General features: G+C 46.9%; 22 protein-coding genes. 11 read left to right on the top strand and 11 right to left on the bottom strand.

The genetic code is table 11. The features are described from left to right. Positions 1-7 precede the first annotated feature (7 nt). Positions 8-730 carry a transaldolase gene (locus ACYVR3_RS08825; protein WP_082624440.1) on the top strand — a complete coding sequence of 241 codons (723 nt, stop codon included), beginning with the start codon at positions 8-10 and terminating at the stop codon, positions 728-730. 83 nt (positions 731-813) lie between these two features. Here the strand turns inward: ACYVR3_RS08825 and ACYVR3_RS08820 are convergent, their stop codons facing one another. Beyond that, positions 814-1,581 (bottom strand): helix-turn-helix domain-containing protein, encoded by a 768-nt coding sequence (locus ACYVR3_RS08820; RefSeq protein WP_461243953.1) that lies wholly within the window; start codon positions 1,579-1,581, stop codon positions 814-816. Positions 1,582-1,799: 218 nt separating this feature from the next. Between ACYVR3_RS08820 and ACYVR3_RS08815 the strand changes: the two genes are divergently transcribed. After that, the gene (locus ACYVR3_RS08815) at positions 1,800-2,372 is read left to right on the top strand and encodes a GNAT family N-acetyltransferase (protein WP_461243952.1); all 573 of its coding nucleotides are present in this window, start codon (positions 1,800-1,802) and stop codon (positions 2,370-2,372) included. Between the two features lie 104 nt (positions 2,373-2,476). Here ACYVR3_RS08815 and arcC read toward each other — a convergent pair whose 3' ends face one another. The 4 genes from arcC to ACYVR3_RS08795 form a co-directional block, all read right to left on the bottom strand. Continuing rightward, positions 2,477-3,439: a carbamate kinase gene (arcC, locus tag ACYVR3_RS08810; RefSeq protein ID WP_461243951.1), complete on the bottom strand. Its 963-nt coding sequence runs from the start codon at positions 3,437-3,439 to the stop codon at positions 2,477-2,479. 177 nt (positions 3,440-3,616) lie between these two features. After that, positions 3,617-4,843 (bottom strand): amidohydrolase family protein, encoded by a 1,227-nt coding sequence (locus ACYVR3_RS08805; RefSeq protein WP_461243950.1) that lies wholly within the window; start codon positions 4,841-4,843, stop codon positions 3,617-3,619. A 112-nt stretch (positions 4,844-4,955) separates the two neighbouring features. After that, positions 4,956-5,807 carry an oxamate carbamoyltransferase subunit AllH family protein gene (locus tag ACYVR3_RS08800; protein ID WP_461243949.1) on the bottom strand — a complete coding sequence of 284 codons (852 nt, stop codon included), beginning with the start codon at positions 5,805-5,807 and terminating at the stop codon, positions 4,956-4,958. A gap of 14 nt (positions 5,808-5,821) precedes the next feature. Then, the gene (locus ACYVR3_RS08795) at positions 5,822-8,851 is read right to left on the bottom strand and encodes a bifunctional FdrA/YlbE family protein (RefSeq protein WP_461243948.1); all 3,030 of its coding nucleotides are present in this window, start codon (positions 8,849-8,851) and stop codon (positions 5,822-5,824) included. Between the two features lie 194 nt (positions 8,852-9,045). Between ACYVR3_RS08795 and ACYVR3_RS08790 the strand changes: the two genes are divergently transcribed. From ACYVR3_RS08790 to ACYVR3_RS08780, 3 genes are all read left to right on the top strand, one after another. Continuing rightward, a complete protein-coding gene (locus ACYVR3_RS08790) occupies positions 9,046-10,662 on the top strand; it encodes a PucR family transcriptional regulator (protein WP_461243947.1) in 1,617 nt (538 codons plus the stop codon). 15 nt (positions 10,663-10,677) lie between these two features. After that, positions 10,678-11,511, top strand: a complete 834-nt coding sequence (locus tag ACYVR3_RS08785) for an alpha/beta hydrolase (protein ID WP_461243946.1) — start codon at positions 10,678-10,680, stop codon at positions 11,509-11,511. A 136-nt stretch (positions 11,512-11,647) separates the two neighbouring features. Next, positions 11,648-12,211, top strand: a complete 564-nt coding sequence (locus tag ACYVR3_RS08780; protein ID WP_461243945.1) for a DUF1097 domain-containing protein — start codon at positions 11,648-11,650, stop codon at positions 12,209-12,211. A 102-nt stretch (positions 12,212-12,313) separates the two neighbouring features. On the opposite strand, the gene ACYVR3_RS08775 is transcribed toward ACYVR3_RS08780, so the two are convergent. Genes ACYVR3_RS08775 through ACYVR3_RS08755 form a run of 5 tightly spaced genes read right to left on the bottom strand, consistent with a single transcriptional unit; the run spans position 12,314 to position 16,401 of the window. Continuing rightward, complete coding sequence (locus ACYVR3_RS08775; protein ID WP_461243944.1) at positions 12,314-13,357, bottom strand: uroporphyrinogen decarboxylase family protein; 1,044 nt, start codon at positions 13,355-13,357, stop codon at positions 12,314-12,316. Continuing rightward, positions 13,354-14,058 carry an amino acid ABC transporter permease gene (locus ACYVR3_RS08770; RefSeq protein ID WP_461243943.1) on the bottom strand — a complete coding sequence of 235 codons (705 nt, stop codon included), beginning with the start codon at positions 14,056-14,058 and terminating at the stop codon, positions 13,354-13,356. The genes ACYVR3_RS08775 and ACYVR3_RS08770 overlap by 4 nt, the downstream gene beginning before the upstream one ends. Beyond that, the gene (locus ACYVR3_RS08765; RefSeq protein ID WP_461243942.1) at positions 14,055-14,765 is read right to left on the bottom strand and encodes an amino acid ABC transporter permease; all 711 of its coding nucleotides are present in this window, start codon (positions 14,763-14,765) and stop codon (positions 14,055-14,057) included. Before ACYVR3_RS08765 ends, ACYVR3_RS08770 begins: the two co-directional genes overlap by 4 nt. A 15-nt stretch (positions 14,766-14,780) precedes the next feature. After that, positions 14,781-15,608 (bottom strand): transporter substrate-binding domain-containing protein, encoded by an 828-nt coding sequence (locus ACYVR3_RS08760; protein ID WP_461243941.1) that lies wholly within the window; start codon positions 15,606-15,608, stop codon positions 14,781-14,783. Between the two features lie 4 nt (positions 15,609-15,612). Continuing rightward, entirely contained in the window at positions 15,613-16,401 is a 789-nt protein-coding gene (locus tag ACYVR3_RS08755) for an amino acid ABC transporter ATP-binding protein (protein ID WP_057151548.1), read from the bottom strand. A gap of 624 nt (positions 16,402-17,025) precedes the next feature. Between ACYVR3_RS08755 and ACYVR3_RS08750 the strand changes: the two genes are divergently transcribed. Then, a complete protein-coding gene (locus ACYVR3_RS08750) occupies positions 17,026-17,934 on the top strand; it encodes a metal ABC transporter solute-binding protein, Zn/Mn family (RefSeq protein WP_461243940.1) in 909 nt (302 codons plus the stop codon). Between the two features lie 182 nt (positions 17,935-18,116). Continuing rightward, positions 18,117-18,671: a TIGR01440 family protein gene (locus ACYVR3_RS08745; RefSeq protein ID WP_054735655.1), complete on the top strand. Its 555-nt coding sequence runs from the start codon at positions 18,117-18,119 to the stop codon at positions 18,669-18,671. Positions 18,672-19,086: 415 nt separating this feature from the next. Here the strand turns inward: ACYVR3_RS08745 and ACYVR3_RS08740 are convergent, their stop codons facing one another. Then, a complete protein-coding gene (locus ACYVR3_RS08740) occupies positions 19,087-19,260 on the bottom strand; it encodes a hypothetical protein (RefSeq protein WP_156405686.1) in 174 nt (57 codons plus the stop codon). A 196-nt stretch (positions 19,261-19,456) separates the two neighbouring features. Here ACYVR3_RS08740 and ACYVR3_RS08735 point away from each other — a divergent pair, with 196 nt between their 5' ends. The 4 genes from ACYVR3_RS08735 (at position 19,457) to ACYVR3_RS08720 (ending at position 24,759) form a co-directional block, all read left to right on the top strand. Next, positions 19,457-19,810: a PadR family transcriptional regulator gene (locus ACYVR3_RS08735; RefSeq protein ID WP_461243939.1), complete on the top strand. Its 354-nt coding sequence runs from the start codon at positions 19,457-19,459 to the stop codon at positions 19,808-19,810. Further along, positions 19,803-20,897, top strand: a complete 1,095-nt coding sequence (locus ACYVR3_RS08730; RefSeq protein WP_461243938.1) for a DUF4097 family beta strand repeat-containing protein — start codon at positions 19,803-19,805, stop codon at positions 20,895-20,897. The genes ACYVR3_RS08735 and ACYVR3_RS08730 overlap by 8 nt, the downstream gene beginning before the upstream one ends. Before the next feature lie 245 nt (positions 20,898-21,142). Next, a complete protein-coding gene (locus tag ACYVR3_RS08725) occupies positions 21,143-22,876 on the top strand; it encodes an ABC transporter ATP-binding protein (protein ID WP_461243937.1) in 1,734 nt (577 codons plus the stop codon). Continuing rightward, positions 22,876-24,759, top strand: coding sequence for an ABC transporter ATP-binding protein (locus ACYVR3_RS08720; RefSeq protein WP_461243936.1), 1,884 nt, complete (start codon positions 22,876-22,878; stop codon positions 24,757-24,759). The genes ACYVR3_RS08725 and ACYVR3_RS08720 overlap by 1 nt, the downstream gene beginning before the upstream one ends. Positions 24,760-24,770: the final 11 nt, after the last annotated feature.

Below are 24,770 nucleotides of genomic sequence, written 5' to 3'. Positions count from 1 at the left end.
ATTAACATTGGCTACTCCAACGTTCAAAACTAAAATCTACTCCGATGGTGCTGATTTAAAAGATATGCAGGCCATCAACCAAAATGCATTTGTTACCGGCTTTACCACTAACCCTAGCCTGTTAAAGAAGGCTGGCGTGACGAACTACCTCGAATTCGCGAAGAAGGCTGTCGCAACCTTCCCTGACGAATCGATCTCCTTCGAAGTTTTCAGTAACGACTTCGACACCATGGCTAAAGAAGCCAAGTTGTTGCACGACCTCGGCCCTAACGTTTACGTGAAGGTACCGATCCGCACAACTGACGGCAAATCAACCGCTGGATTGATCAGCGATTTGACCGCTGCTGGCATCCAAGTCAACATCACGGCAATCGCCACCGTTGACCAAGTGAAGGAAAGTGTTGCTGCCATCGCCCCTGGCACTCCAAGTATCGTTTCGATTTTTGTGGGCCGGGTTGCCGATACCGGTGCTGACCCAATGTCATTCGTCCGTGAGAGCGTGAAATTAACCGCTGGTCGCGACGAAGTTGAACTCCTCTGGGCAAGTACCCGGGAGATTTACAACATCATCCAGGCTGAACAAGAGGGTGTGGACATCATCACCGTTCCACCGACCATTATCGCTAAGTTAGTCTCTAAGTTTGGTCAAACTGGCGATGAAGTGACGATGAATACCGTTAAGGGCTTTGAAGCTGATATTAAGGCGACTGGGCTGAATATTTTAGACTAACTTCAACTCCTAATTAAAGCGCACCACGGATGCCTAATTCATGGCATCTGTGGTGCGCTTTATCGTCCCCTGAATAGTCGTCCTTAATCCGTTGCAACCATCGTTTCACTGGTCACTGCACTAAACGGATTCAACGGTCCATGCGTGGGTTCCCTATGCTGATCAAACGGAAAGTAGGTCTTCCCAATGACACTGCGCATTAATTTGGGTAGGTCCGACGCCGTTAACAACCGTGCCCGGCTCACATAACTGCCCTTATGTTGCACGTATGCGTAGTTCATGCCCTTCTTGGGGATCATGCCAACACGAAAGGTTAACCACTGACCCTCGCCAAAAGCATTATCCGTAACAAACGCTTTAACTGGCTGTGGCGTTTTAACCCGTTCCTGTTTGTGACGACCATTTTGAAGCGTCACCGTCTCCGTTTCGATCTTAGTTGGGGTCTTTTCCGGCACAACAGCATAACCGCGCACCGTTGGCAAAAACGGGTTAAAGCGATCAATCAATTCGTTCTGAGTATACCGACCCCAACTGAGAATCCCCAGTCCAATAATGAGGATCAAAATCACGCTCCCTAACCCAAATAACCACCGCCGATAGCGACGCTTTAACCGCACATCTTGACTAATATCAGCAACCACTTTAGATTGATCTGCCTTTAACAAGTCGTCTAATGATAGATTCAATACCGTGCTCAATTCAACTAAGATATCCAAGTTAGGATAAGACGCTTCTGTCTCCCACCGTGAGACCGTCTGCCGCGTCACGTGTAGGCGTTCTGCTAAGTCCTGTTGTGTCATTTTCAGCGCTTGTCGCTGCGTTTGCAGTTGTTTGCCGAAGGTTAATGTCATTGTTGTCTCCCCTGCTCTCCTGTGTGCTTTTGATGTGTTTAGCTTACCTGAGTTGGGGGTGTTGTGTCGAGCAATTGGGGTGTTGCAGAAGGCACACCCCGATTGCTTGTTGTCCATTTCCCGGGAAATCATCCGTCATTCAAATCCACTAAAAATCCGTAACGCTCACATTAACTATGATAGACTAAACTCAATCAATCTACTAAGGGAGACTCACTATGACCCCAATCACAACTAGGCGTCTCATTCTACGGCCTTTCACCGAGGCCGATTTGCCTGAATTCATGGCCATTCAACGAGATCCAGTCGTTAACCGATTTCTACCGTGGTTCGTGCCTAAAACAATGACCGAGGCTCGGCAACTATTACATGACCAGTATTTAATAACTACCACCGGCTACCATTTGGCCATTTGCCAGCGAATGACCAACAAAGCAATCGGCTATCTCAACATCGATGCTGATGAAAGTCACGATTTAGGCTATGGCTTGAATCGTGACTTTTGGGGACACGGCTACATGACCGAGGCCTGTCAGGCACTCATTGCCCAATTATCCATTATCGACTACCCTTACCTTACCGCCACTCATGATGTTCAGAATCCGAAAAGTGGCGCAGTTATGCAACGTTTAGGGATGGTTTACCAGTATACCTATTTAGAGCAATGGCAGCCTAAGAATTATCCAGTTCACTTTCGATTGTACTTGTTGAATCGAGATGGTAATGTGCAACGGCAATATCTAAAGTATTGGGAGCAATCCTCAGTACGTTTTGTTGAGGATTTAATGTAATAACGTTACCTTTAATTTCAAAACAGAAATAAATATACCGTAGATTTCACCCCATCGGAAATCCACGGTATATTTCATTACAGTTATATCTTAATGACATCAGACTATCGTCCAACTGCTTCCGCCATCAAACTTGTGATTGTCGTACCAACCGCTTGATTGCTTGAGTAGTGATTCAGGTTATCAAGACTCGTAATAATCGCTCGCGCAAAGGGGCGTTTTTCAACAAATTCTTTAGCTGCCTGTACCTTTGGTAACATTGAGCCAGCGCCCAATTGACCTTGCGAGATCAAAACCTCGGCGTCCTCTAAGCTTAACTTTCCCAGTTCAGTTTGATTCGATTTGCCATAATTTAAACAAACGTGATCAACCGACGTTAAAATTAACAATTCATCGGCTTCCAACTGTTCTGCTAATTTAGCCGTCGTCAGATCCTTATCAATAACGCCTTCAACTCCAACTAACTGACCATCACGACGAACCACAGGCACACCACCGCCGCCACCAGCAATAACGAGGACGTTGTTGTTGACTAACGTTTTAATGGTTTCAATTTCATTGATTCGTAACGGTACGGGACTCGGTACTACCCGCCGCCAGCCACGGCCCGAATCTTCTTTGTACACAAAATCCGGATTCTCTTGACGTAAAATTGCGACTTCTGGCTCAGAATAGAACGGCCCTACCGGCTTCGTTGGGTGCTTAAACGCCGGATCCGTTACGCTAACCTCCGTTTGAGTCAGAACGGTTGTAATCGCCGGTTGATAGTCAGCTAACACATTCGTTAGTGAATTGGCCAACCAATAACCGATGCTGCCCTGCGTCATCGCGCCCAACGTATCTAACGGCAACGCTGGGTTATTTTTAGAATCCCCAGCCAACTGCTGAAGCAGTAAATTACCAACTTGGGGCCCGTTACCATGGGTAATTACAAGTCGATTGCCAGCGCGGACGAGTTTCGCTAGACTCTTAGCTGTTTGATCAACCGCCGCTTTTTGCGCTTCATAACTGGCATCCTTTGCCAAAATTGCGTTTCCGCCCAGTGCCACTACAATCGTTTTTCCCATAGTAAGTATCCTCCTATAACCCGGTTTAATTATTATTTTCATTATAGGAAAAACCAACTGTCAAATCGTCACTTCACGGTCTAAAAAAGTGGACTACTTTTTATCCCTTAAGGAACCGTTTTCAAACTAAAAAATGCAGTGCCGATTCATCATCCAGCACTGCATTTTCAGTTTCAATTATTTCCGGTAAACCGTGACGTGTTTCTCAGTTTTAACCGTGATGCGACCATCCTTAATCACGTAGAGTCGTTCTGGGATGTCAATCACAGCATCCGCCTTACGCTTCGTCCCAAGCAGGACTAAGTTGGCAGTATTGCCTTCCTTAATGCCATAGTCGTCTAAGTGTAAGATCTTGGCTGGATCAGTTGTTAGCATTTCAAGCACTGATGGCAAATCGTTTAAGCCACCAAGGTGTGCCGCCGGTACTGCTAAGAACCCAACTTGCATGATATCGCCGTTCCCAAATGGGGTAAATGGGTTACGGATGTTATTGGTTGAAAGGGCCACGTTGACGTGTCCTTTCCGCAAAGCCCGAATTGGGGTTACACAACGACGAACGTTGTACGAATCAGTCCGGCCACCCAAGTGTAAATCAGTTTCTGGTACTGAGATGACGTTGATTTGTGCCTTGTGTAAAAGCTCAATCATCTTTTCCAGTTCTTTAGGCGGTAAGGCAGCGAGTGCCGTTTCATGACCAACCGTAACGCGACCTTCCCAACCAGTTTCAATAGTCTTCTTGGCAATGTAATCAACCGTGATCTTATCCGCATCGTCAAAGAAGTCTTGGTGGAAATCAATGTCTTTATCATATTTCTGTGCCAATTCAAAAATGAAATCAATATGTTGTTCTGGATCAGGATCAACGTAAGGAATCCCACCAACTACATCGGCACCTAACTGCATTGCTTCTTCCATCATGTCCGTCATGCCAGGCAGTTTGAAGATCCCATCTTGAGGGAAAGCTACGACCTGCATATCCACCATGTCCTTGTATTCTTCCTTCAACTGCAAAATAGTTTTAAACCCATCCATCCCAGTGTCTGGTGAGAATTCCGCATGAGTCCGCATGTTGGTGACCCCGTGTTCGATTTCCATTTCGAGGGCCTTTTTTGCTCGAGTGTAAATATCTTCTTTGGTAAAGGTTGGCTTGGCTTCTGCCGTCACTTGAATGGCTTCCTTCAACGTCCCGGATTGATTATGCACCCGATTAGAGATCAACGCCTTATCCAAATGAATATGAGATTCCACCAATCCAGGAATCAACACGTTGCCATCAGCTTCAATGACTTGGTCGGCTGGTTCATCAATGTGTTCCGCAATTGCCGCAATTTTGCCATCCGTGATTGCGACGTCTTTTAAAGTTTCTTCATCATTTAACCGTACTTGCTTTAACAGAATATCCATCTTAAAAGTCTCCTTAGTTTATCAGTCAAGAATGATGTCACTTTGTTAGCGCTTACAAATTCATTATTGCACAATTTACATGAGATTCCATGATTTTTTGGGATAAGCTCCTCTAAGCCTTTTTATCTCCCATAGATAACTGCTGATAGCGTCTAAATCCCGTGGCAATTCCCAGCAACAGATCCGTCCCTGACGTATGGCCAAAGTGTTGAATCGCATCAATTAACGCTGGTAATTGTGTCAGCTCCTGCGTATCGATACAGGTCAATAATGCCTTGACCCTAGCTGAGGTATACCCGGCTAACGTGGCTTTTAAATACGCAGCCGAAACGTCCGTTGTCGTCCGAGTTGTCATGACTTCACTCACAACGTTTTGCCACTGCAACAAAATTGGCGCGTCAACTGCCTGTAGCACACTCAAAAATCCCACAAGAATGTCGTCACCACTTGGCGTTAACCCCCGACCGCGACCATAGAGATAGGTCGCTATTTCGGTCATCTCCGTTACCGTTCGACTACTCATTAATTGCGCCACAAGCTTGTCCGGAGTGGTCACATCACGTAATCCCCAATTTTCAGTAAACGAGACTGCTTGTAGATGCTGAACAACTGTCGTTAGGTCCGTTGGCGAAACCACAACTCGCGGTATCTGTAAATCCACGGTTGCTAATGCTGCTAAGTTGATGGTCACAATTTCACGCTCAGTATAGACATACAACTTTTCGTGGACTGCTCGAACTAGATTTCCTACGTCAACCTTCGTAATCAGCTGATCCATCACCTCATCTGGCAACGTTAATCCAAGACACGACAGCGAATCACCGGCATTGCCAACGTGTAACAGAATCTGCGGTAACGCCACATTAAAACTGTGTCTGAAAACCGTTTTAACAACGCCCTTATCCTGGTTAGACAAATAGAGAGAGAGCATATTGCTCTTCTCTCCATTGACCGGTTGTGTCATATAACAAACACCCCCTAGTTTTTAACTAATTCTTTCGTTATCGATTCAGCTTCATCAGCGCTTAATAGGTCCTGACTTTCCGCATAGGCAACCAACGCCTTTTGGAAACAAGCAAGTGGTGCGCGAACCGTTCCGGCACCTACTTGGCCAACCCCGGCAACCTTGCTGGCAATCCCAGTGTTGATAATTGGGGTCACCCCAGTCTCAACAACCTTCACAATGTCGATCCCCGTTGCGGTACCTTGGAAATCCCACGTTGGAATCGTAAAGTTCGGGTTACGATCAATCGTAATTGTCGCCATTTCGTCACTGATTCGCTGTGCATCCTTAAAGCCGCCGAAGCCAACGAACCGAGTTACACCTGGCGCAGCAACCATGGCCATTCCACCGAAACCAACCGTTTCAGCAATGGCACTATCACCAATATCTGGATTAGCATCATCTTGACTAAAGCCCGTAAAGAACAGACCTTGTGGCGTATTAACAGGTGCGGTAAACCATTGATCGCCAAGACCACTGATCCGGATGCCGAAATCTTTCCCGTTCCGGGTCATCGTCGTGGTAATTGTCCCGTGCTCGTAAGTCCGAGCAGCATCTACCATGGATTTACCAGTTGCCATCATAATACTCAAGAAGAATTGATCGGTATCAGCCAAAAATTGAATGACATCTTGCTTATCCTGTTCATCGATTGGCAACGCAATGATTGTTGGCGTCACTTCTTTCAAAAATACCAAACTAGCCGCAATATTACGTTGGTGGAATTCGTCCCCCATCGTGATTGCCTTTGCCATCATGACGTTGACGTTCAAGCCACCCATCTTCTTCAAAGCCTTGCTCAAGGTTGGTGCCAGAACCGTTGCCATCCACTTCAAGCGATCAATCACTTCTTGTGAGTAGGCCCCAAAGCGAAGAACCTTCCCGATACCTTCGTTCATCGTGCAATAGGCAAAGTTATCCTTTAACTTATTTTGAACAACTAGAACGGCCATGTGGGCAGACGTAATCCCGCCCATTGGACCAACAGCTTGTACTTCGTGATTACACATGAAAGTGACGTCACCGTTTTCAAGCATCTGACGCGCATCCGCCTCATTATCGGCCCAGCCTTCGAACAAGGCTGCCCCAACACAGGCCCCCTGCATTGGTTCCGTCATTTCAGGGTAGTCGATTGGTGGCCCAGCATGTAAGAGCGTGTGCCCTTTGAGTTGTGAAATCACACTGCCGGCCGGCACAACATCCACTAAGAATGGTGCTGCTTGTTTAAAGCCGTCAACCACTTTTTGGTTCTCAGCTTCGCGTTGTTGTAAAGCCTTCACCTTCCGAAGAACCTTCATCAGTTTCAGATTACCACCAGCAACGGGTTGCCAGTCGTACTGAACTCCCGTGCCACCAAATGTGATTACTGGTTTCAAGAATTCAGCAACCCCAACGTTTACCACTCGTGGTTTCGTATATAGCAAATCTAACAAAGCTTCACTTGGCATTGGAACTTCAGTCGTTGCACCTGTATAAGGAACCACCGATTTAGCAGGTTCTTCAACGTCCTTCCCCACTAAATTCAGTGCATAACGAACGGCATCCGCATTGCTATCACACACGATTGCGCCAGCTTTTTGTAGCGTTTGACGCGCAGCATCGTAGTCTTGCGGATCTTCCCGGGTACCACACACCGTAGCCACAAACTTAAGTTGTGGGTGTTGCCGCGATGCAGTGTCGATCGCATCTGCCAAACTTTCAGCCATGGTGTCATCCGTACCGTAGCCCAAAACATCATCCAGTAAAATCACACCGGTATCTGCTAAGTCAGCGTATTCACCGATTTTTTCAACCCGAATTCGAGGGTCGATCATTGGGTGTGGCCGACCTTGCGTATAAATATCATCGCCCAAGTCCAAGACTTCGTAGCCATCCGTCTTCAACACGTAGCCATCATCCGAGATAATGCCGCCTAAGTTCAATGCCTCAGAGATCATCATTCCAGCTTCATAAGCTAAAGTACCACCGGAATAAAGGCCAACGATGCGTTTGCCAGTTAGGTTCTCGTCAGCGGCCACTAACGGTTCCGTAGCATAGTAATTTGCTTTGACCGGTTGTGATTGCGCCAAATCCATCGCGATTTCAGCCGTTTCGGCCAAAGTGTGCGCTAAATAAACGTTTTCTTCGTGGTGATCTGGCTTCTCACCCAAGAAAATCGCCACAACGGGTTTATCAATGCTGTGTAATAGTTGCACAACCTCGTCCCGAACTTCTTTTGCAGGTGGCTTGGAAATAATGCCGATCACCTCAGTTGGATCGTGATGTGCTAACCCGATAATGGCATCTTCCATAGTCACTGCACCGACCTTATCGGAAAGGTCCCGGCCGCCGGTACCGATTGCGTGGGTCACACCACCACCAAGTCGTTCAATCATACTAGTGACTTCTTGAATTCCCGTGCCAGAGGCACCAACTAACCCAATGTTGCCAGAACGAACAACGTTGGTAAATGCCAGTGGGACGTTACTAATAATACCAGTCCCACAATCGGGTCCCATCACTAATAATCCTTTATCATGTGCCTTTTGCTTTAGCCGAGCTTCATCTTCAATCGCAACGTTGTCACTGAAGACGAAGGCGTTAAGATTGTGATCCAGTGCGTTTTCAATTTCATCCGCAGCGTACAATCCCGGAACTGAAATTAACGCTAAGTTGGCATCCGGTAATTGATCCATTGCGGCTTCCCAGTTTGTGACATTGGTTGTACCATCATCCGAATCACCGTGTTTAACAGAAAGGTCGCTCAAAAATTGGTCGATCTGCTTTAAAACATCATCCATTACGTCGGCTGTATCAGCGTCCAAAACGATCATCATGTCGTTTGGTTCCGCCGTTTTGGCATCATCCGTTAACAAACCAGCTTCATTAAAGATATCTTTATTAGCATCCGTGCCCATCATGACCTGAACTTTATTAACTGCTGGCATCTCACTAATGTTTTGCGTCAGCAACATCAAGTTGATGGAATCTTGATAACTATTTTTTCTAATGACTGTATAGAGCAAATTCGGTACCCTCCTCATTAATGTCTTACGCCTATCATAATAGAAAACAAATCAATTAAATACATCTACTCGTTTAGATAACCGTGAAAGCGTTTTTCTATCTCTCGAAGATAACGTTATTCGCGGAATTCGGATTGCTTTTTATCCGTTCAAGAGTATGCTTAATGCAGATATTTAGAAAAGGAGTCATCCACATGACTGTTAAGTTAGCCGATATTCAATCAATCAACGCCCTTAGTAGCGCGAAACTGATTGCGGGCCAAGACGGCTGTCAAAAACGGGTCGATAACATCATGGTCCTTGAAGCACCAGACGTCAATCAGTGGCTCACGCAGCATGAAGTGCTGATCTCGTCACTCTACGGCTTCAACCACCTCTCAACCGAAGCTGTTAGGGACTTTATGCAGTCTCTTAACGATAACGCTTGTAGCGGTCTTATCATTAAAGTTTCTCGGTTTGTTGCCGAGATTCCTCAAACCATTATTGACGGCTGTAATCAATTTGCGATTCCATTAATTCAAATTTCAAAAGACGTTAGTTACAACAACATCCTACTGGAAGCCATGCAGTTACTATTTAATGAAAAAAACCGATTGCTGGATCAGTATAAAGCCATTAACCAGCAGTTTGTTCGGTTAGCCATTCAAAACGGGTCACTTGCTGACATCGCTAAAGCATTGATGGATTTGGTACACAATCCTGCCTGCATTTTTCAACTTGAACATGGTCACCCCACGCACCTGATTCCCAACGGTATCGACGAGGCGTTATTTGTTGATACCGACTTTTCACATCGCCGGCCGTTACCCAAGCGTGAGTACACGAACTATCAGTACTACCAAGTTGATTTAGGCACCTCTGATCAGGTCCTAGTCATGGTCAAGATTCCACAGAGTCAACAAAATCTCTACCTCGCCATCATTCAACAAAACGCCCCGCTCCAAGATATTGATTTCATGGCCATTGAAAATGCCGTGAACTTCATTCAAATGGAGGTTCTTAAGCAAGATGCCCTCTACCAAGGGCTCCGTACCTACGCCAATGATATGATCGATGATTTACTCAACGGCAAAATCACCCCAGAGGCTTTCGACAGCACCTTAAATAATTTCGGGTTAATCGCACAGGCCGACTATCGCATCGCCGTTGTTCAAACCTTAGCCGATGGGAACGTTGAAGAAAACTACTTCCGTGACAATCCTAAGGGCGCTGATCGGGTGATTGCCCTCTTCAAACAATTCTGGCCAAAGGCAGTTTACCGAATTCGCCAAAACCGAATCATTTTGATTATTGCAGAAGCGACTTTTTCAACCGCCAAAACGCAGACTAACCTCCAACAAATCGTTGAACTGCTACGTGATACCAATCCGAAACACCAATTTCAAATTGGATTAAGCGAAAAGTGTCGGCCAGCCGATTTCAAAAACTACGCCTCGCAAGCATTGAAGACGCTCCAAATCGCCAACCAACTTCACCGTCCCAACGCACTGTTCAACTACAACGACCTCGGCTTTTACCGCTTTTTACTACAGGTTAAAGATCCGCATGCCTTAAAGACTTTTGTGCCTGAAAGTCTACTTGACCTCTATGAAAACGATTCAGAGCTCTACACCACCCTCAAAACCTATCTCGAAAATAACCAAAATACCAAGGCCAGCGCGAACACCCTGTTCATTCATCCCAAAACAATGAGCTATCGGCTCAATAAAATTCATAAACAGGTCAATATCGATTTCAATAACGTTAACCAGGTTTTCGAACTCAACGTTGGTCTGCGCGTTTTAAATATTTTGGATGATACCGACCTTTAAAAGGAGTCTTTAACCTTGCAAACCCTTAACTATGCAACTCACGAACTTCCTATTCAGGCTTCCCTATGGTGTCCTGCTACGCCAATTAAACGCCCCACCATCATTTACATTCATGGTGGTGGCCTCATTTATGGCAACCGCAACGACCTACCCCAACCCTATATTGACGCCTTTTTAGCTGCTGGTTATCCTTTGTTAGCACTGGATTATTGCTTAGCACCTGAGAGTGACTATGCCACCACGATGCAGTCGCTCCAAGACGGCCTCCAATTTTTCGCAGACCACTACGCTGACTGGCAGCTTCCTAGTGCTGATTACATTTTATTTGGTCGTTCGGCCGGCGCCTACCTCGGTTGTCAACTGCTACTAACACCGACAACGCCGCGTCCCAAAGCTTTCGTTGATTTCTACGGATTTGCCACGTTAACGACACCAAACTTGCAACGACCAAGCCAACTGTATAACGGTTATCCAAAAGTTAGCGACCAACAGGCTGATGAACTCACACAATCAACGCCGTTAACGGGAAGCACGATCGACAGTCGCTTCTTGCTGTACGTTTACGCTCGGCAAACGCAACGTTGGGCAACAATGATTCTCCAAGGTGACAATGATCATCTATTAGATGCGAAAACGGCACAGACTTTTCCACCAACTTATATTTGCCACAGTACCGCTGATCCCGATGTCCCGTTTGGCAACGCCATTACACTAAAGGCTAAACTTCCCGAAGCGACCCTCGTCACCGTTTCAGCCAAGGCCCATGACTTCGACCGTACCGTCACCGCTGCTACAAAGCAAGTCTATCAAAAGCTGATTACCTGGCTGGACGCCACCGTTAACCGCTGAAGATAAAAAACCGCCTAAATTTTATCCGCATGCGTGGTGTAACCGCTTACAAAATAATGTATGATTAAGTCATTCATTATATTGCTCAATATTTATTTATTGCAGTAAATTCAACTACATTAAGGAGCGGTTAGCAATGAAACGGTATACTTCAAGCGGAAAAGAGATTCTCTATACAGCTCTTGGTATTGGAATTGCCACCCTATTTTACGGCTTAATTTCTGGATCATTCCAATTCTGGATGGCGCCGGTTGCCTTCATTACCTCGGCCTATTATGCAGGTATGGATCCGGCACTCAAGAATCCTTGGAACGTTTCTTTCAGTTTTATCATGGGAATCATCTGGGGTCTGATTGCCTGGAATCTCTTTCAGGTTCCCGGAATGAACATGCTCTGGTGGACCTCTGGTGTATTTGGCGGCATGGCCTTCATCGCCGTTATCCTTCAAGGCACCCTACTCAAAATTGCGTTCATCCCTGCCTGGTTACTGGCTTGGGGGACGTTTATGGAAATTTCACTGAATATCAAAATTAGCAATTGGCCCGTTTTCGTCATTCAACTCTTTATTTGTATGATGTTCGGGGTCTTCTTCCTCGATTACGGTTCTGACTGGATCAAAGCGATTCTGTACCGTTGGTTCCCAGAGAAGAAGCCTGCTGATACTGCGTTAAAAGAAAACAGCGAAAAAAACGACAACTAAAACGACACCAGCATAAAAAATAACGTCCGACTTTCTGATTGAAAGTTGAACGTTATTTTTAATTTATAGGGTTCAAAAAACGTTAGGCGTTAAGCCTCCGCACTATCTTCCCTCCGCCGCCAACCGCCGGCTATCAAAGTTAACCGCCGACCGCAACGCATAAATGTTCTGCTCTGGCACCAACTGACTTGCCACACACCCGGGGCCGATGATCAACCCATGGCCGTTGACTTCATCAATGGCTTCGTGAACGTGATTTTCAACTGCTTCCGGACTACCGGTAACTAAGATGCTTGGCTTTTCAACTTCGCCAGCTTCATTATAGTAAGGTAATTCGTGTAAGCCACCGATCAACACTTTATCGGTTAACTTGCGGGCTTCTGCCAGCGTTGGGCTCACTGACCGGTCGTGCCAGTTAAGGGCTTGAACCGGGTAATCTTCGATCAAGTCGAAGTAGGTGTTGTCGCCGTGGATATGCGCCACGTTGAACCAGGTCTTATCCTTAAATGCATCTAACACTTCCAAGTCAAATGGTCGGCCAAACTCTAAGTATTCCTCACGCGTGAAGAAGTTCGAAGTTGCCGTTTGGGTGGCATAGAAGAAACCATCAACACCGGCGTTAATGTTTTCGTTCACGAAGTTGATCGTGGTTTCAGCTAACGCTTGAAGCGCCTGCTTAACACTTTCTGGGTGTTCCTTAATGTCTAAGATCAACCGGTTACCGGCTAACTTCAGCGCCGTGGTGAGTGGGTTAAAGATGGTCTGGATAAATGGAAATTGGCCTTTGGATAATTCGCCAACATACTGAGCCAACTCAACTTGCTTACCATAGGTACCGTAACGGCCTGGCAATGGTTCGATGCGTTCCCAGTCCTTGTAGTTTAAGATACCGGGACGATTTAAGATTGCGGGATGGTCCCGTTGAGCGAAGTAAGTTACTTCAGCCCCATAATCTTCAACCCCGTAGAGGCCAAATGGCATTAATTTGATGAAGTCAAAATCATACTTCTTAGCGTATTCAACTTGTTTGCGTGCCAATAGTCTGGGACTTTGGTCGTATTCGGGCATGTGGGCCCATAGGTTAACGGCGACCCGGTCAACGGGTTGGCCTTTCAAAGTTGCTTTAATGCGTTCAACGTGGTTCATAGAGCAGTGCCCCTTTCATATCGGCGTAAGTACGTTTCGTATTTTGAAAAAATAAAGGTAAGAATGACACACAGGATCCAGTAGACGATGGCTGCGGCCACAAATGATTCAATGTAATGAGCGTTAAGGGATGATTGCAACTTGGATTTCGCGAAGATATCAACGAAGGAAACCAAGAAAGCAAGGGAAAGTTGCCGAATCAGTAACGTGTAGTAATTCAAAATCTTCGGAACGGCTTCGGTGAGCGCTTGGGGTAACCAAACGGCCGTAAACTGTTGCGTGTGGCTGTAACCAAGTGCTTGAGCAGCCTCTAGTTGATCAGAACCCACTGACTTAAACGACCCGCGAACGATTTCAGCCAAGAAACTGGCTGAGTAGAGCGTGTAACTCACAATGATCGCGTACATTGAGCTGATGTGTTGCGTATCGATGCCCCAGTGAAACTGATCACTGAACACTTTCACAACAACCGGTAAAGCGTAGTAGGTCAGCAACAAATGAATCAGCAATGGCATCCCCCGGAAGTAGGAGGTGTACACGCGGTAAATGCCGCGAACAATGCTAAAACGCGAATCATGCAACTGCCACAAGATCGTCCCAATGATGACGCCTAGAATTAAAATCAACACACTCAGCGCTAACGTCTGCGGAACGACCGTCCAAATCGCCCAAAAATCGCTGGTTAAAATACTCGTATTCATGACAACCGTCCCTCCCTTGTATCGCCGATTTTATAACGATCCGTTCGCCGCTCAACAGCGTGAACGATCGTTGTTAAAATAACCGTAATGACCCAGTAGATCACGCCCGCACAGAAGTAAGTCAAAACTGGTGAGGCGGTGTAATCCGTTGAAACAATCGTGTCTGCCTGCCCCATCAAATCAACCGTGCCTAACACGAATAACAGTGATGATTGATGAACGAGGTTAATGACTTCGTTACCTAGACCAGGTAGTGCAACCGACAGCATTTGCGGAATCACCACGTGAACGTTGGTTTGCCACTTGGTATACCCGGATGCGTAAGCTGCTTCGTGTTGATCGACTGAAATCGATCGGTAAGCCGGTCGTAAGATTTCGGAGAGGTAAGCACCGTAGTACACAACGAACGCAATGACACAAAAGACCATTTTATTCACCGCTGTCATATCGATGCCCGTCACCGTCAAAACCAGTAACGGCACCCCGTAGTAAACAATGAATAACTGCAACACCACGGGAACGCTTCTGACAAACGAAACGTACACGTTCAATAAATACCGCAACCACTTATGACGACTCAGTCTCCCTGCCGTCACCAACGTTGCCAACGCAAATCCTAAGATCCAGGCAACAACGATAAATGATAGCGTAACTGGAACCCCCGTTGCGAGTTGTTTAAATAAGCCAATAATGCCATTTACGCTCATACTAGTTCCTCCTGACTACTTTTCCTTCACTTGGTATTTGAACACATCTTCACCAAAGTACTTCTTCGATAACTTGGTCAACGTGCCGTCCTTCTTCAATTCCTTCAAAGCTTTGTCAACCCGCTTAGCAAGTGCGGCGTTCTTCTTGGTGAACAAGAAGTAAGTTGGGAAGGCCCGAACTGGTTCTGAAGTCGCAACGTTGGTTAACTTCAAGCCCTTGATGATGTCGGCTTCACCTAAGTTAGATGGGTCGATCATCACATCGTACTTACCATTGTTAACATCCTTCAATAATTGTTGCGTTGGGAATGAATCACTCGTCTTGATGTTGACCTTTTGGTTAGGGTGTTGCTTGTTCCAAGTGGTCAACAGGTTATACATCCCACCATCTGGGTTAACTGGCGCAATGTTTAAGCCCTTCAAATCGCCTAAGTCCTTGATGGTCTTTTTAACGTTCTTCTTGTTGCTGTAGACCTTAACGAGGCTCAATGCATCGTTTTCAGCGCCAACGTGGTACTTCTTGACCCGTTCTGGGTTGCTGTAAAAACCGTTTGCCGCAAAGTCATACTTCTTAGAATCCAAACCAACGAGTTCAGCCGTTTGATCGACCGCGTTGAGCTTAAAGTTAACGTTGCCCAACTTCTTTTGAACGGCGTTGATAACGTCGACTTCGTAACCAGTCAACTTACCGTTTTGTTCGTAACTGAGGGGCTTACTTGCTGTCGAAACGGCAACTTGGTAAGTCTTCTTGTTGCTGCTTGAAGATGATTTACCACAAGCCGTTAAAAATACTGCGAGAACTAAAGTTAATACAATTGATAATGAACGCCATTTCTTTGTCATATGCCTATACCGCCTTATATTGATTAATATTTGTAATTTGTGCACTTACTTGTTGCTGATGGGTTGAATAATTGCTTAAGAATGCTTTGGTCCGTTCGCTTTGTGCTTGATGGAAAATTTCATGCGATGAACCACTTTCAACGATTTGACCGTTTTCCATAAAGATAACTTCATCAGAAATCTCTTCGGCAAACTGCATTTCGTGAGTTGCTAAGATAATCGCAATGCCGGCTTCCTTCACCTTACGAATCGAGTTCAGCACTTCTCGGGAAAGCTCAGGGTCAAGGGCACTCGTTGGTTCATCAAACAAGATCACCTTTGGATCAAGTGCCAAGGCCCGCGCGATGCTGACCCGTTGTTGTTGACCACCTGAGAGTTGACTTGGATAAGCCTTAGCTAAGTCCTGCACTCCGACCTGCTCAAGGAAGGTGAAGGCCCGCTGTTCAGCCAACTTCTTATCCGTTTTCTTCACTAACACCTGTGGCTGGATGACGTTTTGTAACACCGTTTGATTCCGGAACAGGTTGTATTGTTGGAACACCATCGCCGTTTTGCGCCGTAACGCCAACGCATTTTTCTTGTTAACATCGGTTGCGGTGACCTTCACGCCGTCAATTTCGATACTGCCTTCCGCTGGTGCGTCCAACAGATTGATGCATCGCAACAACGTGGTTTTCCCAGTCCCACTAGGACCGATCAACGTGACCGCTTGGCCGGCATCCGCACTCAAATCAATACCGTTCAAAACGGTTTTTTCACCAAACGCTTTGTGGATATTTCGAACTTCAATCATGTGTAACCCTCCATTTCCATCGTTAACTCAGTTTTAATCGCAAAAAAACGCCCCTTTACCCATCTCTGCTCAAGATAGATAAAGGGACGCTTCACCGTGGTACCACCCTTTTTCGCCTAGCTCGCCTAGGCCTCAACAACTCGTGTTCAAGTTAGGGATGGTAACGCATCCTTGCGGCCTAGCAGCTTTCACCACTAAGCAGGTTCTGGGCTCATCTTCCCCGTTCGTTGATTATCCGTTCGCAACAGCCGGACTTTCTGTAAATCAACCGCAACAGGTACTCTTCCCGTCAACACCAAGTATTAAAATACGATTAAATTGATTACCCTGTATGTTAGACCGCTGACGTTTAATTGTCAACGGACATGTCGAAATCGTATAAGCAGCGGGGGGTGTACCGTAATAAATGCTGTTATACCAGTAGCTCAGCATGATAGATTTTTTATATCACGAATGGAATAGGCCGTCTAAATCATTACATTTAAATGAGAATGTCACTACTTTAATTGACATTTTTTTGCAATTCTAGAACTTCTTAACGCAAATTCTTCCGCCACCCGCCAACCTATGCTATTCTTAAAAGAGTAACTATTACTTTTTACATTTCAGGAGGCCGTCATCATCATGCTGTTTAAACGCCAGATTTTGCCATTGATTACCTTAATTGCCATTAGTTTCAGTCTTTTGGCACTCTCTGGCTGTACCCAAAACACCCAAGCCAAGCGGACTCATCCACAGTCGATCCGCGTTGTTAGCTCACTTGATTTTTACGGTGAGGCCGCCAAAGCAGTTTTGGGTGATAAAGGGACCGTCACTTCAATTATTGATAAACCCAGCATGGAACCCCATGAATTCGAGGCAACCACGCAAACTGCTAAAACGGTGAGCGATGCCGACGTCGTTATTTACAACGGTCTGGGCTACGATTCTTGGATGACGCGGTTGACGCAGGATACGCAGGCTGCGACCGTCAACGTGAGTGAAAGTGTCATGCACAAGAGCGATGGCGATAACGAACATGTCTGGTACGATATGAAAACCATGCCGAAGTTAGCGCGGTATTTGGTCAAAAAATTCTCGACCTTACAACCTCAAAATAAAGCTTACTTTGCCGCGAACGCTAAGCGGTACATTAACTCATTAGCGCCACTACAACGCAAGGTTGCGCAATTAAAAGCGAACAGCAACGGCGCGCGGGTCAACGTCAGCGAACCGGTTTTCGACTACGCTCTGACCGAAATGGGGTATCACCAAAACAACAATCATTATGCGCAAGCCGTCCAAAACGACACCGACCCGTCACCTAAAGATATTAAGCAGATGCAGGCCGACATCACCAATCACAAAATCGCCTTCTTCGTGGTTAACAGCCAAGAAATCAGTAAAATGACCACTAACCTACTACAACTGGCCTACAAGTCTCACGTGCCCGTTGTTAAGGTAACGGAATCACAACCGGCTCACATTACCTACGAACAGTGGATGATGCGCCAATTTAACCAAGTCCAAGCGGTCCAGCGCGCTGCTGATTAGTCAGCTAAGGCGTTTGACTTGAAAGTCTTGGAATGGCCTGTTATATTATTCGGGGATTGAGCGGATCAGCACAGATTCTCATCATAATTTCAGATTGATAAGCCTAGTGGATTGTAATTATTCACCAGTGAAGGTATGATGGTCTTTATGAAGCGTCATCATACATAAGGAGATCGAGTAGTATGGAACTTGAAAACATTAAAGCATCATTAACGACCGCACTAACTGAATACTTTGAACAGGTCACACTGCCCGAAAACGGCCTCTTCGTTCTGGGCTTCAGTTCGAGTACCGTCATGGGCGAATGGATGGGCCAGGCAACCAACGCAGAAGTTGGCGACGCTGTGATCCAAACCATTCTCCCCATTCTAAATGCGCACCACGTCAATCTGGCCGTCCAAGGGTGTCAACACATTAACCGGGCCCTTCTTTTGGAACGCGAAGTTGCTGACCGCCGCGGTTACGAAATCGTGAGCGTGGTTCCCGCCCTTCACGCCGGTGGTGCCGGCCAAGTAGCGGCCTACAAAGCCTTTAAGGACCCCGTTGAAGTTGAACGAATCACTGCTGACGGCGGCATGGACATTGGTGATACCCAAATCGGGATGCACGTCCGTTGGGTTCAGATTCCCGTCCAAACTAGCGTCAAGGAAATTGGCGCCGCCCACACGACCTTCCTGACTTCTCGGCCAAAGCTGATTGGTGGGGAACGGGCGATTTATGAGTGGCCTGAGAAGTAGTTTGGGCTGATTCGCAGTTGTTGAATTTAAACGATGATAAATTAAGGGCGTCATGGCTTCCTCGAGGGGATGTCATGACGCCCTTTTTGTGTTGGTTTTGATTAGCAGTGAAACGTATGGTGTAGGACCAGTAGACAGCCGCTACATAACTCTCTTTTGTCACACGCTTAAAAAACGATAGCTTTCCACTTAACAACTGCTACTTGGCGACGTGCTTTCAGGTAACCTTGTTTTCGGCGCTATTTGGCCTGTTCTTTTCTACAAGTCAGTTAAGTAGGTGAAATTTGATCATGTTCACTCGTTCTGGCAGCCGCGCCGAAACGCGCTTCGCAAGGCAAAGACCTGCACGTAAGCCCCTCTTACCACAAACCCCCAAAAACGGGGTTTCTGGTAAGAGGGGCTTACGCTCCGGTCTTTAACCGCCTTGCTTCGCGCTCTTATACTCCACCTCATACGACTCAATCCCATGCGCCTCGAAAGCGTTTTCTAGAATCTGTGCAATTTCACTCATATCCACCGTTTTTGGAAACTGAATAATGACATTGTTTTTTTCGGCCATCCCGATCACCCCGTTTTGAATTAACTCCATTATACGAACATACATTCGGAAACACAATCGATTTTAGTGGTTTTAAAAAAATTCTCATACCCACTCCGCCATAATCGTTGCCATCATAGCATTTAGCCAACGCATTAATTTTAACTTTCAAAATTAGTTTGACACACACAGTAATATGGATTACATTGTTATGTGTCAAATAGTAATTTATTAAAAGGAGGTCGTCATGACAACGCGTCACGATATTTCAAAGGATCTACTGCGTGGTGCCACCGATGGTATCATTCTTAACATTTTATCGCAGGGCGATTCGTACGGCTACCAAATGGCTCAGCAAATCAACACGCTGTCCAACGGCGCCTATCAAATCAACGAAGCAACGCTCTACACCGTCTTTCGGCGTCTCAGTAAAAACGCCCTCATCGACAGCTACTACGGCAGTGAAACCCAGGGTGGCCGGCGCAAATACTACCATATTACCGATGCCGGTCTAGCCGAACTCACTCAGTTCCGCCAAGACTGGGAATTTGCTAAAAACACCATTACGCAACTCACGACAGGAGTGCTCAAACATGATTAATGACAATTTAATTACTACTGAACTTGATCAAATTTTTGCTGGTTATCCCAAAACGGACGACCTGCTTGATTTCTACAACGAAGTTAAAGCCGACGTTCAAGAAAGTGCGCAGGACTTGTTGGACAACGGTGAAGCAGCAACCCCAGAAGAAGCCGTTCACGCTGCAGTTACCGGCCTTGGTGACCTTTCAGAACCACTGCAACTCGTGAGCGAGACCAGCGATCAAGCCATCACCGAAACCTATCAAACTGGCGCGGTCGTTGAACAAACCTTCGCAGCTAACCAGATTCAACACATCATTTTAACCGTTGAAGACAGCCGGGTTCGGTTTATTCCTAGCGCTGACAACCAGATTCATCTTCGTCAGTACCAGCAACCTAAACTGGCCTCAAGCCAACTTCAGATTCACCAACTTCAAGATACCCTTCAGGCAACCGCATCCGCACCTAGTTGGCTCCACTACCTTATTCCGTTCCGACACCCAACGTCTCAAATCGAATTAGCCCTCCCGCTAGATTTTTCGGGCAGTATCGAACTGCGGCTAAAATCTGGTGCACTCACCATGACCGACCTTCAAGTCAACGCGGACTGCACCCTCAGCTTAACGTCCGGGACCGTCACCATTACGCAGGCTAACCTTCACACGTTAAACACCCAACTGACTTCGGGGAGTTTCAAGGCGGACCATTTGACGGCTGACCAGCTGAAGGTCAACGCCACATCCGGCGTCATTCGCCTCAATAACACTACCGCCAACTTCAACATTAATGCCCATTCCGGTAGTATTAAAGGTAGCAGTCTCACTGGTCACGGTAGTTTCTCCGCCCACTCTGGTAGTATTAAACTGGATTGGTTGACCGTCGATGGCGACCTTAAGCTTGATGCGCACTCTGGCACCATCAAGACCCAGCAACCCCAGCAAGATCAGTTCAAATTCAACCTGCAGTCTAACTCCGGCACCGTCAAAGTCGACCGATCAGCCAACTTTGACGTTCAAGTTCAAGGCGCGGCAATTGGCCAAGCTGGTGCTGACCCAAGTTATACGCTAACGGGAACCGCCCACTCTGGGACGATCAAATTGCAGTAAGATCTCATTAAAAACGAACACGGTGCGCAAAATTACCCGGTTTTAACCACACCACTTTCATCAAGACACTGCCCGACTCCAGCCGAGTTTGAGTGGTGTTCTTTTTTATTTCACATCCCAAGAAATAATGCTAACCTTTAACCATAATTAAGTGTAGAATAGTTCATGTTTACGAATTGTTAACTAATCTACTGGTCTTGTTAACTATATTATCAATAACTCAGCTAATGAAAGGAGCTGGTACGATGCTTAAAATTGCCAAGGGACGTGTCTCCTACCTCGCCGTGATCGGCGCGGTCCTCTTTATGACCGTTCAGGTGATTGCAAACCTTAATCTCCCCAGTTTGACCTCCGATATCGTGAATAACGGGGTTGCAACTGGCGATATCAGCTACATCTGGAAAACCGGCGCGAAAATGGTCGCCTTTTCCCTGCTCAGTATCGTTGCGGCAATCTGTAACGTCTTCCTTGCCGCTCGAACGTCTCAAAAACTGGGCCAAAATCTCCGAAGCGATATTTATCGCAAGGTCATGAATTTTTCAACTGATGAATATAATCAAGTGGAAACCTCTTCACTGATTACCCGGACCACCAATGACGTGGTTCAAATTCAAAACGTGGCGATCATGATGCTACGGATGATGATCATGGCGCCAATTATGTTGATTGGGGCGAGTTTCTTAGCGTACAGCAAAGATCACCAATTAACGCTGATTTTCGTGGTGTCACTACCACTATTAGCCATCTTTATGGGCATCATGCTGAAATTTGCGATGCCACTCTTTCAAGCGATGCAAACCAAGACCGACCGCATCAACCGGATCTTCCGTGAAGGGTTGACCGGTGTCCGGGTCGTTCGGGCTTTTCGACAAGACCAGTTTGAACAAGACCGGTTCGAAGACGCCAACTTGGATTACACCAAGAACGCCATCAACGTCAACACGATTCTTGCGTTGGCACTGCCCGTTATGACACTGGTCATGAGCGGAACTAACGTGGCGATTATTTGGTTTGGCGCCAAACTAATTGGTAGCCAAGCGATGCAAGTCGGGAACTTGATTGCGTTCATGACTTACGCCGTTCAGATCCTAATGAGCTTTATGATGCTCTCCATGGTTCTCATTTTCATTCCACGGGCGCAAGCTTCAGCTAAGCGGATCCAAGAAGTCTTCGATCTGCGGTCAACCCTTAAAATCGCATCAAATCCCGCTCCACTGGCCGCTACCAATCAGCACGATCTGAAATTCGACCACGTCACCTACCGCTATCGCAACGCGGAACAACCCGCGTTGACCGATATCGACTTTGACGCCAAGAGCGGCCAAACCGTTGCCATCATTGGTGGGACTGGTTCTGGGAAAACCTCGTTGATTAACTTAATTCCCCGGTTCTACGATATCGAAAACGGGACGATCACCCTTGATGGGCATAATCTAACCGACCTCTCCCTATCAGAACTCCGGGATAACGTTTCCCTCGTCCCTCAAACGGCAACCCTCTTTACCGGGACGCTGCGTGAAAATATGCAATACGGGAAACCGGATGCCACTGACGAAGAGATTTGGCACGCGTTAGACATTGCGCGGTCTCGCGACTTCGTTGAAGCTGACCCAGCTGGCCTTGACCTCCACGTTGAACAAGGTGGCGGGAACTTCTCCGGTGGTCAACGGCAACGGTTAGCGATTGCGCGGGCCTTGGTTAAACAGGCCACCGTCTACATCTTTGACGACTCGTTCTCCGCACTGGATTTTAAAACCGATGCCGACTTACGGGCTGCGCTTCGCCAAGACGCTCATATCCAACAAAGTATCACCATTATCGTGGCCCAACGGATCGCAACCGTGGCCGATGCTGACTTGATTCTAGTTCTGGATAACGGGAAGTTAGTCGGTAAGGGCACGCACAACGAACTCCGAGCCAACAACACCGTCTACCAAGAAATCGTGAAGTCACAAATTCGAGAGGAGGCAACCGACTAATGGCTAAGGAAGACACACACACAACGAGTCACGGCCACGGACCAGGCGGCGGCCGATTCCAAGGCGTTGTTGAAAAGCCAAAGAACTTCTGGGGCACCACTAAGCGCCTGATGAGCTACATGTCAGACCGCATCGTGGGTCTGGTGCTCGTGTTGATTTTTGCGATTACCAGCGTTATTTTCCAGATTCGGACGCCAAAGATCCTCGGGAAAGCAACCACTGAAATTTACAAGGGTGTCATGAAGGGCACGTCACAACAAAATGCCGGTTTTGACATCAGCAAGTTACCGATCAACTACCAAAAGATCATTCACATTATCATTATTGTTGGGATCATGTACCTCGCATCCGGCGTTTTCAGCTTTCTGCAACAGTACATCATGACCCTGATCTCCCAAAAAACCGTCTACAAGTTGCGGGGCAACATGAAGCGTAAAATGCGCCTTGTGCCGATCAAATACTACGATACCCACAACAACGGGGACATCATGAGCCGGGCCGTTAACGATATGGATAATATCGCCAACACCCTGCAACAAAGTCTCACCCAAGCAGTTACCAGTACCGTGACCTTTATTGGGACCCTGTGGATGATGCTGACGATCAGTTGGAAGTTAACACTGATTGCCTTGGTCACGATTCCACTGAGTTTGATCATCGTCGGTATCGTGGCACCGCGTTCGCAAAAGTATTTTGCGGCGCAACAAAAGAGCCTTGGGTTGATGAACAACCAGGTCGAAGAAAACTACACCGGCCAACAGGTGCTGAAGAGTTTCAATAAGGAAAACGACACCATCGTGACCTTTGAGGAACAAAACAAGCAGTACTACCAAGCCGCTTGGAAGGCCCAGTTCATCTCCGGGATCATCATGCCGTTGATGATGTTCTTGAACAACATCGGCTACGTTTTCGTCGCTATCATCGGTGGGATTCAAGTGGCCCACGGAACCGTTACCCTTGGGAACGTGCAAGCCTTCTTGCAATACACCAACCAGTTCTCACAACCAATCTCTCAATTAGCCAACTTGATGAACACGATTCAGTCCACCATCGCTTCTGCAGAACGGGTTTTTGACGTTTTGGATGAAGAAGAAATGGCTGACACCACCAAGGACGCTCAACCTGCCAAAGCTGACAGTGACAGCCTCCTTGAACTGGAACACGTTCAGTTCGGTTATAACGATAACGAGTTGCTGATGACCGACTACAATCTTAAAGTTAAGCCGGGCCAGCAGGTCGCCATCGTGGGTCCTACCGGGGCTGGGAAGACGACCATCATCAACTTGCTGGAACGCTTCTACGACATCAAGGGTGGCGCTATCCGCTTGAACGGCGTCGATACGCGGAGCCTTGACCGTGAAGACCTGCGCGCCCACTTCGCCATGGTGCTCCAAGATACCTGGCTATTTACCGGGACAATTTACGATAATATCAAATACGGTCGTGAAGACGCCAGCCACGATGAGATCATCGATGCGGCTAAGGCGGCTCACGTGGATGAATTTGTCCGCAAACTGCCCGATGGCTACGATACGATCTTGAACGAATCGGCTTCTAACATTTCACAAGGACAACGACAACTGGTCACGATTGCCAGAGCGTTCGTTGCCAACCCCGAAATTCTGATTTTGGATGAAGCAACGAGTTCTGTCGATACCCGGACCGAAGTTCAGATTCAACACGCCATGAGCGAACTGTTGAAGAACCGGACCAGCTTCGTGGTGGCCCACCGACTATCAACGATTCAAAATGCCGATAACATCATCGTCATGAACCACGGTTCAATCGTTGAAACCGGGAACCATAACGATTTGATGGCCAAAAACGGCTTCTACGCTAACCTGTACAACAGTCAATTCGCCAACGGCGTCTCATTCAACTAAGGAGGTTGTCA

The sequence above is a fragment of the Secundilactobacillus muriivasis genome, from assembly GCF_054785195.1.
Note: the sequence above shows the minus strand (reverse complement) of the source record. Positions and strands in the feature narration are given on the sequence as shown.